Below are 16,075 nucleotides of genomic sequence, written 5' to 3' on the forward strand. Positions count from 1 at the left end.
CGGCGGCGCACACGGCGAGCGGGGCGCTGGCGCTGGCCGGCGGCTGGCCCACCCTGCGCCGGGACGTGGACACGGTGGCCGACCTGACCGCCGCCGCCCGGCTCGGCGCCGGCCCGCGCACCGCCGCGCTGCTGGTCCGGGACGGCCGGGACGTCGGGTACGGTGCTGGCATGCAGGGCACGGTGGCCACCTACGACGCGTCGACCCGCAGCGGGATGCTGCTCCTCGACGACGGCACCGAGCTGGCCTTCCCGGCCCGCGCCTTCGACGCCTCCGGGCTGCGGCTGCTCCGGCTCGGGCAGCGGGTCCGCATCGAGCGGGACGCCGCCGGCGAGGTCGTCCGGGTGACATTGCCGACGATGGCGTGACCAACCTGCCCCGAGTTCATTTTCCGTTCACCGTTGTCGGGGAATCATGAGGTGGTGAGCACCCCTCGCGAGCACCCCGACGGTCCCCGGCACGTCCTCGACCCCGACGCGCCCCGCAACGGCGCGTCCACCCGCGGCACCGACGGCCGGTTCCGCCGCGTACGCCCGCCCGAGGAGAGCGTCAGCCCCGAGCCCGCGGCGGCGGCCTCCGCCGGGCTGGAGGAGTCGCTGGACCCGGTCGAGGGGCCGGGCCCGCAGGCGGAGCCGCCCGCGGCCCTGCCGCTGCCCGAGGACCGGTTCTTCAACCGGGAAATCTCCTGGCTCGACTTCAACGCCCGGGTGCTGGCGCTGGCCGAGGACCCCCGCACCCCGCTGCTGGAGCGGGCCAAGTTCCTGGCCATCTTCGCCAGCAACCTGGACGAGTTCTACATGGTGCGGGTGGCCGGGCTGAAGCGCCGGCTCTCCGCCGGCCTGCCGGTACGCGGCGGCGACCGGCTGCCGCTGCGGACCCAGCTGGAGCTGATCACCGAGAAGACCACCGACCTGGTCGCCCGGCACGCCGCCTGCTTCGTCGACGACGTGCTGCCGAAGCTCGCCGAGGAGGACATCCGGATCCTGCGCTGGAGCGACCTCGACGACGCCGAGCGGGAACGGCTGCGCACCTGGTTCCGGGAGCACATCTTCCCGGTGCTCACCCCGCTCGCCGTGGACCCGGCGCACCCGTTCCCGTACATCTCGGGCCGGTCGCTGAACCTGGCCGTCTCGGTGCGCGACCCGGACGGCGGCTCGGAGCTGTTCGCCCGGGTGAAGGTGCCGAACAACGTGCCCCGGTTCGTGCGGGTGGCCCGCGACCAGCCGGGGGTGCGCTTCCTGCCGGTGGAGGACCTCATCTCGGTGCACCTCGGGCAGCTCTTCTCCGGCATGCAGGTGGTCGAGTGCCACCTGTTCCGAGTGACCCGCAACGCCGAGGTGGAGGTGGACGAGGACCGCGACGAGGACCTGCTCCAGGCCCTCGAACGGGAGCTGGCCCGGCGCCGCTTCGGCCCGCCGGTGCGGCTGGAGGTGGCCGCCTCCATCTCCGACCACATGCTGGAGCTGCTCGTCCGCGAGCTGGACATGGACGGCCACGACGTGCTCCGGGTCCGCGGCCTGCTCGACCTCTCCGCGCTCTGGCAGGTGTACGGCGAGGCCGACCGCCCGGACCTCAAGGACCCGCCGTTCGTGCCGGCCACCCACCCCCGGCTCGCCGAGGGCGAGGTGCCGCGCAGCGTCTTCGCCACCCTGCGGGACGGGGACGTGCTGGTGCACCACCCGTACCACTCGTTCGCGACCAGCGTGCAGCGCTTCATCGAGCAGGCCGCCGCCGACCCCAACGTGCTGGCCATCAAGCAGACCCTCTACCGCACCAGCGGCGACTCCCCCATCGTCGACGCGCTCGTCGACGCGGCCGCCGCCGGCAAGCAGGTGGTGGTGCTCGTCGAGCTGAAGGCGCGCTTCGACGAGGTGGCCAACATCGGCTGGGCGCGCACCCTGGAGCGGGCCGGCTGCCACGTGGTCTACGGCCTGGTCGGCCTGAAGACGCACTGCAAGACCGCGCTGGTGGTACGCCAGGAGGGCAACCAGATCCGCCGCTACTGCCACATCGGCACCGGCAACTACCACCCGAAGACCGCCCGGCTCTACGAGGACTTCGGCATCCTCACCGCCGACCCGGAGATCGGCGCCGACCTCACCGACCTGTTCAACGTGCTCACCGGCTACAGCCGGCAGACCGCGTACCGGCGGCTGCTGGTGGCCCCGCAGGGCATCCGCAGCGGCCTGGTCGAGCGGATCGAGCGGGAGATCGAGCACGTCCGGCTGGGCATGCCGGGGCTGGTGCAGTTCAAGGTGAACGCGCTGGTCGACGAGGAGATCACCGACGCCCTCTACCGGGCGTCCCGGGCCGGGGTCCACGTGGACCTGCTGATCCGGGGCATGTGCACGCTGCGGCCCGGGGTGCCGGGGCTGTCGGAGAACATCCGGGTCCGCTCGATCCTCGGCCGCTTCCTGGAGCACTCGCGGATCTTCCGCTTCGGCAACAACGGCGACGCGGAGTTCTGGATGGGCTCGGCCGACCTGATGCACCGCAACCTCGACCGCCGGGTGGAGGCGCTCGTGCAGGTGAGCGACCCGGTGGCCCGGGCCGAGCTGGACCACGTGCTGACCGCCGCGTTCAGCCCCGAGGTGGACGCCTTCGAGCTGGCCGCGGACGGCGGCTGGCAGCGGCGTACCGGCACCGACGACACGCCGCTGACCCACCTGCAGGACCTGCTGCTGCACCGGGTCGGCGGGAGGGCGGGCTGAGCGGACCACGGCGCGCTCCGGGCGGGCATACGGTGAGCGGATGACGGACGACGAGCCGGTGCGGATCCGGGCGGCGGGCGGGGTCGTCTGGCGCCCGGCCACCGGCGGCGTCGAGGTCTGCCTGGTGCACCGCCCCCGCTACGGCGACTGGTCGCTGCCCAAGGGCAAGCTGGACGCCGGCGAACACCCGTTGCGGGCCGCCGTCCGCGAGGTCGCCGAGGAGACCGACGTCCGGGCCGTGCCGCAGGTACGCCTGCCCACCGCCCGCTACCGCAGCGAGGGCCGGCCGAAGGCGGTCGACTACTGGTCGATGCGGGCCGCCGCGCAGGGCGGCTTCCAGCCGGACACCGAGGTGGACGAGGTGGCCTGGTTCCCCGCCGACCGGGCGGTACGCCAGGTCAGCTACCCGCACGACGCCGAGGTGATCGCCGCGTTCGCGGCGCTGCCGCCGGTCACCGCCACCCTGCTGCTGGTCCGGCACGCGCACGCCGGCAAGCGGGGCACCTGGACCGGCCCGGACACCGGCCGGCCGCTGGACGCCGAGGGCTGGGCCCAGGCGCAGGCCCTCGCCGCCCTGGTGGCGCTGGTCCGCCCCACCCGTCTGGTCTCCGCCTCGGCCCGGCGCTGCGTGCAGACCCTCGACCCGGCGGCCGCCCTGCTGGACCTGCCCATCGAGGTGGTGGGCGACCTCGACGAACCGCGGCCCGGCCAGCAGCCGGACGAGTGCGCCCTGGCCGCCGCTGCCCGGCTCACCGCGCTGGCCGCCGACGGGGAACCGGTCGCGGTGTGCAGCCAGGGCAAGGTGATCCCGGCCGCGCTGGAACACCTGGCCGGCACCGCCGACGACTTCACCACCCCGAAGGGCGGCGGCTGGCTGCTCGCCTTCACCGGCGACCGGCTGCTCGCCGCAGACCGGCTCTGAGCGGGCGTTCTCCGTCTGCCGCCGGCCCGACGAGGCGGCGGTCCCGTCCGGTCGGACAACCGCCGCCTCACGTACCTGCCGACTCAGGGCAGGGCGATGGTGACCGCGACCGGCAGGTGGTCGCTGGCGGTGCTGCGCGGGGCGGTCGCCCCGGACGCGGTGAGACCCGGCGAGACGAAGACGTGGTCGATCTGCGTGCGCGGGTCGTCGGCCGGGCTGGTGCGCAGCGGGCGGGCCGCGGCCAGCGCGTCGACCAGACCGGCCCGGGTGAACTCGGCGAAGGCCGGGTCGGCGGGCTCGGTGTTCAGGTCGCCGCCGAGCACCAGCGGGCGGCCGGCCGCGTACCGGGTGGCGAAGGCGGCGACCTCGCGGGCCTGGGCCACCGGGCCCTGCCCGGGCGGCGGTTGCAGATGGGTGGCGACCACCGCGAGTTCCCGGCCGCCGAGGTCGAGCGTGACGCCGAGCGCCTGCGCCCCGGTCGGCGCGCCGTGCGCCGCGAGGGGCCGGGTTTCGCCGGCCCGCACGGGGAAGCGGCTCAGCACCGCGTCGCCCCACACCGGATCGGCGGCCGGCGCGAAGACGTACGGCATGCGCAGCCGCCCGGCGAGCAGGGCGAGGGTGTCGTGGCCGCCGTTGAGCAGCCAGCCCCGGTCCACCTCGCTGAGCAGCACCACGTCCGGCCCGCTGCCGTCCACCGCCCGGGCCAGCGCGTCGAGGTCGAGCCGCCCGTCCAGCCCGAACCCCATCCGGATGTTGTACGCCACCACCCGTACCGCCGCGGGTCGTGGATCGGGCGGTGTCGCGGGGTGCTCCGGCCGGTGCAGCGCGCCCGCCAGCCCGGCCAGCGCTGCCAGCGCGACGGCCGTGAGGCTCCGGGCGTACCCGGTCAGGGCGGGGGCCGCCTGGGCCGGTCCGGTGACGGCGGACACGGCGATCAGGCCGGCCGTTCCCACCGGCACCCAGCCGTTGGGATGGCCCAGGTCGTAGGCCGCGTAGTAGGCGACGCACCCGACGGCGAACAGCAGCATCCCGCCGACGGCCGCCCAACCCCGCTGTGCGGCACCGGTGTCGCGGCGGCCGCCCCCGGTCGCCCGGTCGGCGGCGGGGTCCGTCACCGCGCCCTGCGTCCGGCCGGTGTCGGTGCGGGCGAGGCAGCCGCCGAGACCGAGGGCGGCGAGCAGGTAGGCCCAGCCCAGCCAGTTCGGCCGGTCGGCCGCGAAGAGCACCGCGCCCGCGAGCAGGGCGGCCGGCCAGACCACCCGCCCGAGCCGGGCCGGAGGCCGGGTGAGCGCGGCCGCCAGGAACAACCCGATCGCGAGTGCCGGGATCACCGAGGCGGAACCGTCGGGCGGGAGCGCGAGGCCCGGGAAGTCGGACGTGCCGTACCCATAGGAGTACGAGGCAGCAACCCGGCCGCGACCAGGCGCACCGGGCGCGCACCGAGCCGGCGAACCAGGACGGGCGCGGCGAGGGCGAGCACGAACCAGCCGAGGGCGAAGGCGCCGAGGAGTTCGGCCGGGGTCTCGGCCGCCCGGCCGAAGATGGTGATGATCGACGGCAGCCACACCCGCAGCACGTCGAGCAGGACCACGACGCCCAGGGCGAGCGCGACGGTGGGGAGGTGACGGTGGCGCACGGGCGCCCCTCTTCTCGTGACCGACGGGGGTTTTCGGCACGAGGATTCTGCGGGTCCGCGCGAGGGCCGGTCAACGCGTACCCACGAAAAGGGCGCCCACCACGGACGGTGGGCGCCCTTCAGGCCGTGCGGTCAGCGCCGGGTGGCGGCCTTCTTGGCCGGAGCCTTCTTCGCCGGCGCCTTCTTGGCGGCCGTGCTCTTGGCGGCCGTCGTCTTCCTGGCGGCCGTCGTCTTCTTGGCGGCGGTGGACTTCGCCGCCGCGGTGGTCTTCTTGGCCGCGGCCGTCTTGGTCGCGGCCTTCTTCGCCGGCGCGGCCTTCTTGGTCGCGGCGGTCGTCTTGGTGGCCTTCGCCGCCGTGGTCTTCTTGGCGGCGCCCGCCGCCGTGGTCTTCTTCGCGGCGGTCGCCTTTGCCCCGGTCGCCTTGGCCCCGGTCGCCTTCGCGCCCGTGGTCTTCGCGGCGGCCGTGGCGGTCTTCCTGGCTGCGGCCGTGGCCTTCGGCACCTTGCCGCTGGCCACCATCTCCTTGAAGCCCGCGCCCGCACGGAACGTCGGGACGGAGGTCTTCTTGACCTTCACCGCCTCGCCGGTCCGCGGGTTGCGCGCTGTTCGGGCGCCCCGGATGCGCTTTTCGAACGCTCCGAAACCGGTGATCGCCACCTTCTCGCCCTTGGTGACCGCCGCCTGGACCTCAGCGAGAACCGCGTCGAGCGCGGCCGTCGCCGTCTTCCGGTCCCCCAGGCGAACGGCGAGCGCCTCAATGAGCTCGGCCTTGTTCACGACTTCCTCCCGATTGTGCAACTGACTCGACGCGAGCCATTCTGCGCGCACGGTATGCCCTGTGCTGCCTGGACACAAACATTCGGTGGAAAAAAGCCCTTGTGTCGTAACGGATTCGCCCCCACCGGCGGGACCGGTGGGGGCGAAAAGCTATCTGCGGTCAGGCGACCGAGGGCAGGAACGACGGCCGGGACCCCTCGTAGGCGCTGATCTCGGCCTCGTGCCGGAGGGTGAGTCCAATGTCGTCCAAGCCCTCCATCAACCGCCAACGGCTGTGGTCGTCCAGCGGGAACGCCCAGGTGGCGTCACCGGCGTGGACCTGGCGGGCGGCGAGGTCGACGGTGATCGGCGTGGTCGGCTCGGATTCCACGAGATCCCACAGTTCTTCCACGGCTTTCAATTCCAGCTCGACCGGAAGGAGACCTTCCTTGAGCGCGTTGCCGCGGAAGATGTCGCCGAAGCGGGGCGAGATGACGGCCCGGAAGCCCCAGTCCCGCAGCGCCCAGACGGCGTGCTCCCGGGAGGATCCGGTACCGAACTCGGGGCCGGCGATCAGAATCGACGCGCCCGAATGGGCGGGATCGTTGAGGACGAATGACGGGTCCTCCCGCCACGCGTTGAACAGACCGTCCGCGAATCCGGTCCGGGTCACCCGCTTGAGGTACACCGCGGGGATGATCTGGTCGGTGTCCACGTTGGATCGGCGCAGCGGCACGGCCGTGCCGGTGTGGGTGGTGAACTTGTCCATCTCTCGGCTGCCCTTCTACAGGTCGGCGGGGGCGGCCAGCCGGCCGACCACGGCGGTGGCGGCGGCGACCGGCGGGGACACCAGGTGGGTACGCCCGCCCCGGCCCTGGCGGCCCTCGAAGTTGCGGTTGGAGGTCGAGGCGGAACGCTCGCCGGGCTTCAGCGTGTCCGGGTTCATGCCCAGACACATGGAGCAGCCGGCGAAACGCCACTCGGCGCCGGCGTCGGTGAAGACCTTGTCCAGCCCCTCCGCCTCGGCCGCCTCGCGGACCGCGGCCGAGCCGGGCACCACCAGCATGCGTACGCCGTCGGCGACCTGGTGCCCGCGCAGCACGTCGGCGGCGGCCCGCAGGTCCTCCAGCCGGCCGTTGGTGCAGGAGCCCACGAAGACCACGTCCACGGCCAGGTCACGCAGCGCGGTGCCGGGGGTCAGGTCCATGTACTCCAGGGCCCGGCGGGCGGCGACCCGCTCCGGCTCGGTGACGAACTCCTCCGGGTCCGGCACGGCCGCGCCCAGCGGCACGCCCTGGCCGGGGTTGGTGCCCCAGGTGACGAACGGGGTGATCCGGGCGGCGTCCAGGGTCACCTCGGTGTCGAAGGTCGCCCCCTCGTCGGTGGGCAGCGTCCGCCAGTAGGCCACCGCCGCGTCCCAGTCGGCCCCCTGCGGCGCGTGGGGCCGCCCCTTGAGGTACGCGAAGGTGGTCTCGTCCGGCGCGATCATGCCGGCCTTGGCGCCCCACTCGATGGACATGTTGGCGATGGTCATCCGGCCCTCCATGGAGAGGTTCCGGATCGCCTCGCCCCGGTACTCCACGATGTGGCCGCGCCCGCCGCCGGTGCCGACCTGGGCGATCAGGGCGAGCACCAGGTCCTTGGCGGTGACGCCCGGGGCGAGCTGGCCGGTGACGTTCACGGCCATGGTCTTCGGGCGGGCCTGGGGCAGCGTCTGGGTGGCCAGCACGTGCTCGACCTCGCTGGTGCCGATGCCGAAGGCGAGCGCACCGAACGCGCCGTGGGTGGCGGTGTGCGAGTCGCCGCAGACGATCGTCGTGCCCGGCTGGGTGAGGCCGAGCTGCGGGCCGATGACGTGCACGATGCCCTGGTTCTCGTCGCCCAGCGGGTGCAGCCGTACGCCGAACTCGGCGCAGTTGCGGCGCAGCGTCTCGATCTGGGTGCGGGAGGTGGGGTCCGCGATCGTGAGCAGGTCGCCGCGCCGGGAGCGGAAGGCCGGGTCGTCGTACCCGGTCGGGGTGTTGTGGTCCTCGGTCGCGATCGTCAGGTCGGTGCGGCGGACCCGACGGCCGGCCAGGCGCAGCCCGTCGAACGCCTGCGGGCTGGTGACCTCGTGGAGGAGGTGCAGGTCGATGTAGAGCAGGTCCGGCTCGCCCGTGGCGGAGCGGACGACGTGCGCGTCCCAGACCTTCTCGGCCAGGGTCCTCGGTTGAGTGACTCCCACCATCTGGACATCCTAAATTCTGGGAGGTAAATTTCGGCTTGTGGGACACAGTATGAGCGGTGTCGGCGTTCTCGACAAGGCGGTGGTCATCCTGGCCGCCTGCGTCGACGGCGCCAGCCTTGCCGAACTCGTTGAACGGACCAAGCTGCCCAGGGCCACCGCGCACCGGCTGGCACAGGCGCTGGAGATCCACCGGATGCTGGTCCGGGACACCCAGGGCCGCTGGCGCCCCGGCCCCCGGCTCGGCGAGCTGGCCAACGCCGCACCGGACGTGCTGCTGACCGCGGCCGAGCCGCTGCTCGCCGCGCTGCGGGACGCCACCGGGGAGAGCGCCCAGCTCTACCTGCGCCGCGCCGACGAGCGGATCTGCGTGGCCGCGGCCGAGCGAGCCAGCGGCCTGCGGGACACCGTGCCGGTCGGCTCGGTGCTGCCCATGACGGCCGGCTCGGCGGCGCAGATCCTGCTCGCCTGGGAGCCACCCGAGGCGGTCATGCCGCTGCTGCCCCGGTCGAAGTTCACCGGCCGCACCCTCGCCGAGGTACGCCGCCGCGGCTGGGCGCAGAGCGTCGCCGAGCGGGAGGCCGGTGTGGCGAGCGTCTCGGCCCCGATCCGCGACCGCACCGGCCGGGTCATCGCCGCGATCAGCATCTCCGGCCCGATCGAGCGCCTGGGCCGCCGCCCCGGCGAACGCCACGCCATGGCCGTCGTCCGCGCCGGCCAACGCCTCTCCGGCCTCTGACCCCACCCCTTCGCCCCCGGAGGCGGAAGCGCAGGGCCGAACGGCGAACGGCCCGCCTCGCTCACGCGAGACGGGCCGTTCGTGTGGTAGCCCCGACCGGATTCGAACCGGCGCTACCGCCTTGAGAGGGCGGCGTCCTGGGCCGCTAGACGACGGGGCCAGGCACTTTTCCTGCTTCACCGCCCTGCCGAGCGGTGCGGCAGTAGTCTAGCGGCACCACGTCCGCCCCCCGTCGAGGGGGTCGGGTGCCCCAGGCGGGCGGAGAAAGCGAAACAGCCCGCCCCATGAGGTGGGACGGGCCGTGCGTGCTGTAGCCCCGACCGGATTCGAACCGGCGCTACCGCCTTGAGAGGGCGGCGTCCTGGGCCGCTAGACGACGGGGCCAGAACTTCGTGCTTCCGCGCCCTCGCGGGCGGGAAGCTGCACTCTATCAGAGATCATCTCCCGCCCCTCTCGCGAGGAACGGAGCGGAACTCCGCCAGAATCCAGCGTCCGGGATTCTCGCGAATCCGCGGTTGCGCTGGGGTACCAGGACTCGAACCTAGACTAACTGAACCAGAATCAGTCGGGCTGCCAATTACCCCATACCCCATTGGCCCCTTGCGGCGCCGGGAATGAACTTTACCCTCCCGGTGCCGGCAGGCCAAATCCACCCCCCCGAACCGCCACTGAGCTGCGGAAACGAGGCGTCGGACGCGTCAGGCGACCGGTACCACCGGGTTGGTGAGTTCGCCGATCCCCTCGATCCGCACGGTGACCGTATCCCCGTCGGTGAGCGGGCTAACCCCGGCCGGCGTGCCGGTCAGCACCACGTCACCGGGGAGCAACGTCATGACGTGGGAGATGTACGACACCAGGGCCGGCACGTCGAAGACCATGTCCTTGGTCCGGCCGAGCTGGCGTACCTCCATCTCCTCCGGGTTGCGACCGACCTCACAGCGGACCTCCAGGTCGGTGACGTCCAGCCCGGTGGTGATCCACGGCCCGATCGGGCAGAACGAGTCGAAGCCCTTGGCCCGGGTCCACTGCCCGTCGGAGCGCTGGAGGTCCCGCGCGGTGACGTCGTTGGCGCAGGTGTAGCCGAAGATGGCCCGCTCGGCGGCGGCCCGGTCGGCCCGGCGCGCGCCCGGCGCGCCGATCACCACGGCCAGCTCCGCCTCGTGCTCGACCTGCTTCGAGAAGACGGGCAGCCGGATGGCGTCCCGGGGACCGATCACCGAGGTGGACGGCTTGAGGAAGAGCAGCGGCTCCTTGGGCACCTCGCTGCCGTGCTCGGCGGCGTGTTCGGCGTAGTTGCGGCCGACACAGACCACCTTGCTCGGCAGGATCGGCGAGAGCAGCCGGACGTCGGAGAGCGCCCAGCGGGCGCCGGAGAACTGGATCTGCCCGAACGGATGGCCCTCGATCTCGGCGATGGTCAGGCCCTGCGGCCCGGCCTCCGGCTCGCCCTCGACGACTCCGAACGACATTCCCTTGGCATGAGCGAAACGAGCGATACGCACCCGGCCAATCTATCCCCGACGCCCGGCCGGGCCACGCCGGACGCGGCCACGCCCTCCGCCGGGCGGGTGGCGCGCCAGGATACGCCGGCCCGCGCCGGCCGGGGCGGGATTGCCGGCTTCGTACCCGCCCGGCGGGCCCGGCCCCATAGCTTCGGGGCCGGAGGTTCGTTCGTATGCCTGCATCGAGACGACACCACAGGACCCTGGCAGTGCTCGTGAACTGCCTCGGCATCATGGCCGCCGTGCCGGCGCTGCCCGCGGCGGCGCCCCCGGCCCGGGGCGACGTGCCGGCGCCGACCGGTCCGACCTGGAACGTCTCGCTGATCGGCGCGGACCGGGTCTGGTCGGAGCTGGGCGTCACCGGCGCCGGCGTGGTGGTGGGCAGCTCGGACTCCGGGGTGGACGGTCGGCACCCGGCACTGGCCGCGGGCTTCCGGGGCGGCGACGACTCCTGGTACGACCCCTGGGAGCACCGCCGGACGCCGGCCGACCGCGGTGGCCACGGCACCCACACGGTGGGCAGCGCGGTGGGCCGGAACGGCATCGGGGTGGCCCCCGGCGCGAGCTGGGTCGGTTGCGTCAACCTGGACCGCAACCTGGGCAGCCCGGCGCGCTACCTGGACTGCCTCCAGTTCATGCTGGCCCCGTTCCCGCCCGGCGGGGATCCGCTCACCGACGGGCGGCCGCAACGGGCGCCGGACGTGCTGACCAACTCGTGGGGCTGCCCGCCGGTGGAGGGCTGCGACCCGGGGGCGTTGCGCCCGGCGACCGCCGCGCTGGCCGCGGCCGGCATCCTGGTGGTGGCCGCCGCCGGCAACACCGGCCCGTACTGCGGCTCCATCGCCGACCCGCCGGCACCGTACCCGGACGTGCTCACGGTCGGGGCGGTCGACCGGGCCCGCCGGCTCACCCGGTTCTCCAGCCCGGGGGCCGGCGGCCGGGGGCGCCGCCAAGCCGGACCTGGTCGCGCCCGGTGCCGGGGTGCCGTCGGCGTACCCGGGGGGCGGCTACGCGACCCTGGACGGCACCTCGATGGCGACTCCCCAGGTGGCCGGGGTGGTGGCGCTCATGTGGTCGGCCAACCCGGCGCTGGTCGGCGACCTGGACCGCACCCGCCGCATCCTGGCCGACACGGCCACCCCGGCCGGTTCGCCCGCCGACGCGCCCTGCGGGGGTGCCCGGAACCTGGTCGGCGCCGGCCTGGTCGACGCGTACGCGGCGGTCCGCGCCGCCCGGGCCGCGGACCTCGGTTAACAACCCTGTCCATTGCCCGGCGGATGGCCTAGGGTCGGCGTCCATGGACGTGGAGATCATCGAGCTGGGTGCCGACCGTCTGCCCGAGGTCGTCGACCTCTGCCGGCGCGCCCTCGACCTGCCGGAGGACGCCGCCGAGGCGCGGGCGATCGTGGCCACCCTCGCCGAGCGGGCGGCGGCCGACCGGACGGTGCTGCGCCTCGGCGCGGTCCGCGGCGGCGCGCTGGTCGGGGTGCTGGTCGGCTCGCTGTCCGCCCAGGATCCGCGGCTCGGTCACGTCGACCTGCTGGCCGTGGCGCCGGAGGAGCGCCGCCAGGGGATCGGCGGTGGGCTGCTGGCCGGGGCGGAGGCCCGGCTCGCCGCGCTCGGCGCGGCCGAGCTGCTGCTGGCCGGAAACCCGCCGCAGTACGCCTGGCCGGGCATCGACGTGCGCTACACCCCGGCGGTCTGCGCCGCGCTGCGGCTCGGCTACCGGCAGGACCGGACGGCCTGGAACATGACCGCCGACCTGAGCGAGGGCTCGGCGGCGCTGCGCTCCACGGAGGCCGCCGAGCAGCGGCTGGCCGGGCGGGGCGTGACGGTACGCCGGGCCGAGCCGGCGGACCTGCCGGCGCTGGCCGGTTTCGCCCGGGCCACCTTCGGCGGGGCCTGGGACGGCGAGCTGGCCGGCTCGGTGGGGCGGCCGGACGCGGGCGCGCACCTGGCCGAGCGGGACGGCGAGATCCTCGGCTTCGCCGCGTACGGGTCGTCCCGGCCGAGCTGGTTCGGGCCGATGGGGACCGCCCCGGCGGCCGAGGGCTCGGGCATCGGCGGGGGCTGCTCCGCGCTGCCTGCGCGACCAGGCGGCGGCCGGGGTCGAGGCGGCGCAGATCGGCTGGGTGGGCCCGGTGCCGTTCTACTCGGGGGCGGCAGGCGCGCGGATCGAGCGGGTGTTCTTCCTCTACCGGAAGGCACTTAACGGACAGAAGTAACTAAAGTTACATAGACGGTAATAACCCCGTTCGGCCTCCTCGGCCATCGACCGGCCCCTACGGTCGGAAATTAGAGGAGGCGGGCATGACCACGGACGACGAACGGACCGACGACCAGCCGGCGAGCTGGCGCCCGGTCGGCGAACTTCCCGGGCAGCTGCCGTTCGACCGGCTCGACTTCGGCGACGCCGAGCAGCTCGCGGAGATGACCGGCGCCACCGGACCGGCCACCGGGGAACCGCGGCAACCGGTGGACGAACCGACCCGGATCTCACCGCCGTACGACCGGGCACACAAGCGACGCAACCAACGCCGACTGCCGACCTGAGACACACGGAAGGGGGCGGACCGCTGACGCGGCCCGCCCCCTCGGCGTACTGGTGGAGCTGGACTCAGAAGTCCATCTCCCCGCCACCCGGGCCAGCCGGGGCGGCCGGGGTCTTCTCCGGCTTGTCCGCCACGACGGCCTCGGTGGTGAGGAACAGCGCGGCGATCGAGGCGGCGTTCTGCAGCGCGGAACGGGTCACCTTGGCCGGGTCGATGATGCCCGCGGCCAGCAGGTCCACGTACTCGCCGGTCGCGGCGTTGAGGCCGTGACCCGGGTCGAGGTTGCGGACCCGCTCGACGACGACGCCACCCTCGAGGCCGGCGTTGACGGCGATCTGCCGCAGCGGGGCGTCCAGCGCGATCTTGACGATCTGCGCGCCGGTCGCCTCGTCGCCGGCCAGGTCCAGCTTGTCGAAGGCGGTCTTGCCGGCCTGCACCAGCGCGACGCCACCACCCGGGACGATGCCCTCCTCGACGGCGGCCTTCGCATTGCGGACGGCGTCCTCGATGCGGTGCTTGCGCTCCTTCAGCTCGACCTCGGTGGCCGCGCCGACCTTGATCACCGCAACACCGCCGGCCAGCTTGGCCAGGCGCTCCTGCAGCTTCTCGCGGTCGTAGTCGGAGTCGCTCTTCTCGATCTCGGCCCGGATCTGGTTGACCCGGCCCTGGATCTGGTCGGCGTCGCCGGCACCGTCCACGATGGTGGTCTCGTCCTTGGTCACCACGACCTTGCGGGCGCGGCCCAGCATGTCGAGGCTGACGGCGTCGAGCTTGAGGCCGACCTCCTCGCTGATGACCTGACCACCGGTGAGGATGGCGATGTCGGCCAGCATGGCCTTGCGGCGGTCACCGAAGCCCGGCGCCTTGACGGCGACCGACTTGAAGGTGCCACGGACCTTGTTGACGACCAGGGTGGCCAGGGCCTCGCCCTCGATGTCCTCGGAGATGATCAGCAGCGGCTTGCCCGACTGCATGACCTTCTCGAGGATCGGGAGCAGGTCCTTCACCGACGAGATCTTGCTGTTGACGATCAGGAGGTACGGGTCGTCGAAGACGGCCTCCATACGCTCCGGGTCGGTCATGAAGTAGGCGGAGATGTAGCCCTTGTCGAAGCGCATGCCCTCGGTGAGCTCGAGCTCGAGGCCGAAGGTGTTGCTCTCCTCGACGGTGATGACGCCTTCCTTGCCGACCTTGTCCATCGCCTCGGCGATGATCTCGCCGACGCTGGGGTCAGCGGCGGAGATGGAGGCGGTGGAGGCGATCTGCTCCTTGGTCTCCACGTCCTTGGCGAGCTTCAGCAGCTCCTCCGAGACGTTGGCCACGGCGGCCTCGATGCCCCGCTTCAGGGCCATCGGGTTGGCGCCGGCGGCCACGTTGCGCAGACCCTCACGAACCAGGGCCTGGGCCAGGACGGTCGCCGTCGTCGTGCCGTCACCGGCCACGTCGTCGGTCTTCTTCGCGACCTCCTTGACCAGCTCGGCGCCGATCTTCTCGTAGGGGTCCTCGAGCTCGATCTCCTTGGCGATGCTCACACCATCGTTGGTGATGGTGGGGGCACCCCACTTCTTCTCGAGCACCACGTTGCGGCCCTTGGGGCCGAGGGTCACCTTCACGGCGTCGGCGAGCTGGTTCATGCCCCGCTCGAGGCCGCGGCGCGCCTCTTCGTCGAACGCGATCATCTTGGCCATACGGCGTTGTCCTCCTGGACACTCACGGGCCACCCGAGGGTTCCCGGATGGGCCGTCTGGTGTACGCACCTTGGGACGTCGTCACCTGGCGACGACGACGTCTCCTCGGTCGGGCCGGACAGCCCGCGACGACCGGCCCCGTGCCACCCCGGCGCCATTTCGACACCGGCGCGACCGTGGCCCTACCGCCCCGACCATTGGCACTCACCGTACGCGAGTGCCAATGACTTGTTTAGCACTCTCCCTAGCCGAGTGCAAGCACGACGGCCCCGCTCAGCCGAGTTCCGCGGCCAGTCGGGCGGCGTTCACCGGCCCTTCCTGCGCCCGCTGTTCGGCGTACGCGGCGACCAGCCCGACGAGCTGCGCCAGGTAGGCCGGGGTGGCCAGCACCGCGCCCACCACGGCCACCGTCACGGCGCCGGCGGCCGAGCCCGGGGCGGCCATCGGGTCCACGCCGAAGGCGAGCTGGTTGATCGCGCCCAGCACGCCGTCGAGCACCGCCGCGGCGACCAGCGCGCACATGACCAGCGCGACCCGGCCCAGCACCATGCCGAACCGCTGGTGGAACATCCGCCAGGCACGGCCGATCGGCTCCTGCCGCTCGAACAGGTAGATCGGGCCGAACAGGGCGAACGCGAAGGCCGCGTAGAGGCCGGGCAGCAGGCAGAAGCAGGCGCCGACCGTGATCAGCAGCGAGGCCACGAGGGTCCAGCCCCAGAGGCCGAGGGCGCGGCGCAGCCCGTAGCGGAGGGCGGCCCCGACCCGGACCGGCTCGCCGGCCGCCTGGCGGGCGACCACCCAGGTGCCGGCGGCCCAGCCGGTGCTCTGCAGCGGGCCGAAGATCAGGGCGGCGAGGAGCACCACGCCGTAGAAGGCGAAAATGTGCTCGAAGTAGCCGCTGGGCAGCACCGGGGCGCCGTCCGGGCCGGTGGCCGGCTGGTCGGTCGGAGCGAAGGCGAGGGAGAGGACCGCGATCACCGCCGCCGGAACCGTCTGGGTGAGCAGCATGATCGGCAGGAGCTGCCGCCAGCCGCGCCGCAGCGCGCCCCCGCATCGGCTGAACCAGCCGCCGACGCCCGCGTGCGGCGGGGTGACCAGCGGGTCCTGCGGGTCGAGGCCCGGATGCCAGCCGTACGGCTGGCCGGGCAGCGGGTAGCCGGGATAGGCCGCGCCGGGCAGCGGAGCGGCACCGGCCGGCCAGGTCCAACCCTGCGGCGGCCCGGCCGGGTCCGTCCGGTACGGGTCCCAGGGCTGCGGCCCGGCCGGATCCGTCCGGTACGGGTCCCAGGGCTGCGGGCCGCCGGATCCGGGCTGGCCGGGGGCGGCGAACCCGCCCGGGGCGGCC

12 protein-coding genes, 3 tRNA genes and 3 pseudogenes are annotated in these 16,075 nt (G+C 73.5%); 7 read left to right on the plus strand and 11 right to left on the minus strand.

All coding sequences use genetic code 11. The features are described from left to right. From B0E53_RS40420 to B0E53_RS20900, 3 genes and pseudogenes are all read left to right on the plus strand, one after another. Positions 1 to 368, plus strand: a pseudogene (locus B0E53_RS40420) (2-phospho-L-lactate guanylyltransferase); the annotation flags it as partial. 54 nt (positions 369 to 422) lie between these two features. Continuing rightward, positions 423 to 2,711: an RNA degradosome polyphosphate kinase gene (locus tag B0E53_RS20895; RefSeq protein ID WP_210406158.1), complete on the plus strand. Its 2,289-nt coding sequence runs from the start codon at positions 423 to 425 to the stop codon at positions 2,709 to 2,711. Positions 2,712 to 2,751: 40 nt separating this feature from the next. After that, the gene (locus B0E53_RS20900; protein WP_107077617.1) at positions 2,752 to 3,633 is read left to right on the plus strand and encodes an NUDIX hydrolase; all 882 of its coding nucleotides are present in this window, start codon (positions 2,752 to 2,754) and stop codon (positions 3,631 to 3,633) included. Between the two features lie 83 nt (positions 3,634 to 3,716). On the opposite strand, the gene B0E53_RS20905 is transcribed toward B0E53_RS20900, so the two are convergent. The 5 genes from B0E53_RS20905 to leuC all read right to left on the minus strand — a co-directional run bounded on the left by B0E53_RS20905 (position 3,717) and on the right by leuC (position 8,252). Then, positions 3,717 to 4,964, minus strand: a complete 1,248-nt coding sequence (locus tag B0E53_RS20905) for an endonuclease/exonuclease/phosphatase family protein (protein WP_246835519.1) — start codon at positions 4,962 to 4,964, stop codon at positions 3,717 to 3,719. Beyond that, on the minus strand, positions 4,961 to 5,269 hold the full coding sequence (locus B0E53_RS39545; protein WP_246835520.1) for a hypothetical protein: 309 nt from the start codon (positions 5,267 to 5,269) through the stop codon (positions 4,961 to 4,963). Before B0E53_RS39545 ends, B0E53_RS20905 begins: the two co-directional genes overlap by 4 nt. A 132-nt stretch (positions 5,270 to 5,401) precedes the next feature. Beyond that, complete coding sequence (locus B0E53_RS20910) at positions 5,402 to 6,046, minus strand: HU family DNA-binding protein (protein WP_107077618.1); 645 nt, start codon at positions 6,044 to 6,046, stop codon at positions 5,402 to 5,404. Between the two features lie 160 nt (positions 6,047 to 6,206). After that, a complete protein-coding gene (gene leuD / locus B0E53_RS20915) occupies positions 6,207 to 6,794 on the minus strand; it encodes a 3-isopropylmalate dehydratase small subunit (protein WP_091312584.1) in 588 nt (195 codons plus the stop codon). A 15-nt stretch (positions 6,795 to 6,809) separates the two neighbouring features. Then, positions 6,810 to 8,252, minus strand: a complete 1,443-nt coding sequence (leuC, locus tag B0E53_RS20920) for a 3-isopropylmalate dehydratase large subunit (RefSeq protein WP_107077619.1) — start codon at positions 8,250 to 8,252, stop codon at positions 6,810 to 6,812. 49 nt (positions 8,253 to 8,301) lie between these two features. On the opposite strand from leuC, the gene B0E53_RS20925 reads away from it, so the two are divergent. Continuing rightward, on the plus strand, positions 8,302 to 8,988 hold the full coding sequence (locus B0E53_RS20925; protein WP_013284529.1) for an IclR family transcriptional regulator: 687 nt from the start codon (positions 8,302 to 8,304) through the stop codon (positions 8,986 to 8,988). A gap of 84 nt (positions 8,989 to 9,072) precedes the next feature. Here B0E53_RS20925 and B0E53_RS20930 read toward each other — a convergent pair. The 4 genes from B0E53_RS20930 to B0E53_RS20945 form a co-directional block, all read right to left on the minus strand. Beyond that, positions 9,073 to 9,148 (minus strand) — tRNA-Glu (locus B0E53_RS20930). A gap of 151 nt (positions 9,149 to 9,299) precedes the next feature. Next, positions 9,300 to 9,372 (minus strand) — tRNA-Glu (locus B0E53_RS20935). 136 nt (positions 9,373 to 9,508) lie between these two features. Then, positions 9,509 to 9,580: transfer RNA gene (locus B0E53_RS20940), tRNA-Gln, on the minus strand. A 106-nt stretch (positions 9,581 to 9,686) separates the two neighbouring features. Next, on the minus strand, positions 9,687 to 10,490 hold the full coding sequence (locus tag B0E53_RS20945; RefSeq protein ID WP_107077620.1) for a fumarylacetoacetate hydrolase family protein: 804 nt from the start codon (positions 10,488 to 10,490) through the stop codon (positions 9,687 to 9,689). 251 nt (positions 10,491 to 10,741) lie between these two features. On the opposite strand from B0E53_RS20945, the pseudogene B0E53_RS20950 reads away from it, so the two are divergent. From B0E53_RS20950 to B0E53_RS20960, 3 genes and pseudogenes are all read left to right on the plus strand, one after another. Next, positions 10,742 to 11,744, plus strand: a pseudogene (locus B0E53_RS20950) (S8 family serine peptidase); the annotation flags it as partial. Between the two features lie 43 nt (positions 11,745 to 11,787). Then, positions 11,788 to 12,715, plus strand: a pseudogene (locus tag B0E53_RS20955) (GNAT family N-acetyltransferase). Positions 12,716 to 12,800: 85 nt separating this feature from the next. After that, on the plus strand, positions 12,801 to 13,043 hold the full coding sequence (locus B0E53_RS20960) for a hypothetical protein (protein WP_107077621.1): 243 nt from the start codon (positions 12,801 to 12,803) through the stop codon (positions 13,041 to 13,043). 64 nt (positions 13,044 to 13,107) lie between these two features. Here the strand turns inward: B0E53_RS20960 and groL are convergent, their stop codons facing one another. Together groL and B0E53_RS20970 are read right to left on the minus strand one after the other, a co-directional pair. Further along, positions 13,108 to 14,730: a chaperonin GroEL gene (gene groL, locus B0E53_RS20965; RefSeq protein ID WP_091317388.1), complete on the minus strand. Its 1,623-nt coding sequence runs from the start codon at positions 14,728 to 14,730 to the stop codon at positions 13,108 to 13,110. Between the two features lie 273 nt (positions 14,731 to 15,003). Next, positions 15,004 to 16,075: hypothetical protein (locus B0E53_RS20970; protein ID WP_246835521.1), on the minus strand; the 1,072-nt coding region annotated here is incomplete at its 5' end.

Source organism: Micromonospora sp. MH33, from assembly GCF_003013775.1.
Lineage (GTDB): Bacteria > Actinomycetota > Actinomycetes > Mycobacteriales > Micromonosporaceae > Micromonospora > Micromonospora fulviviridis.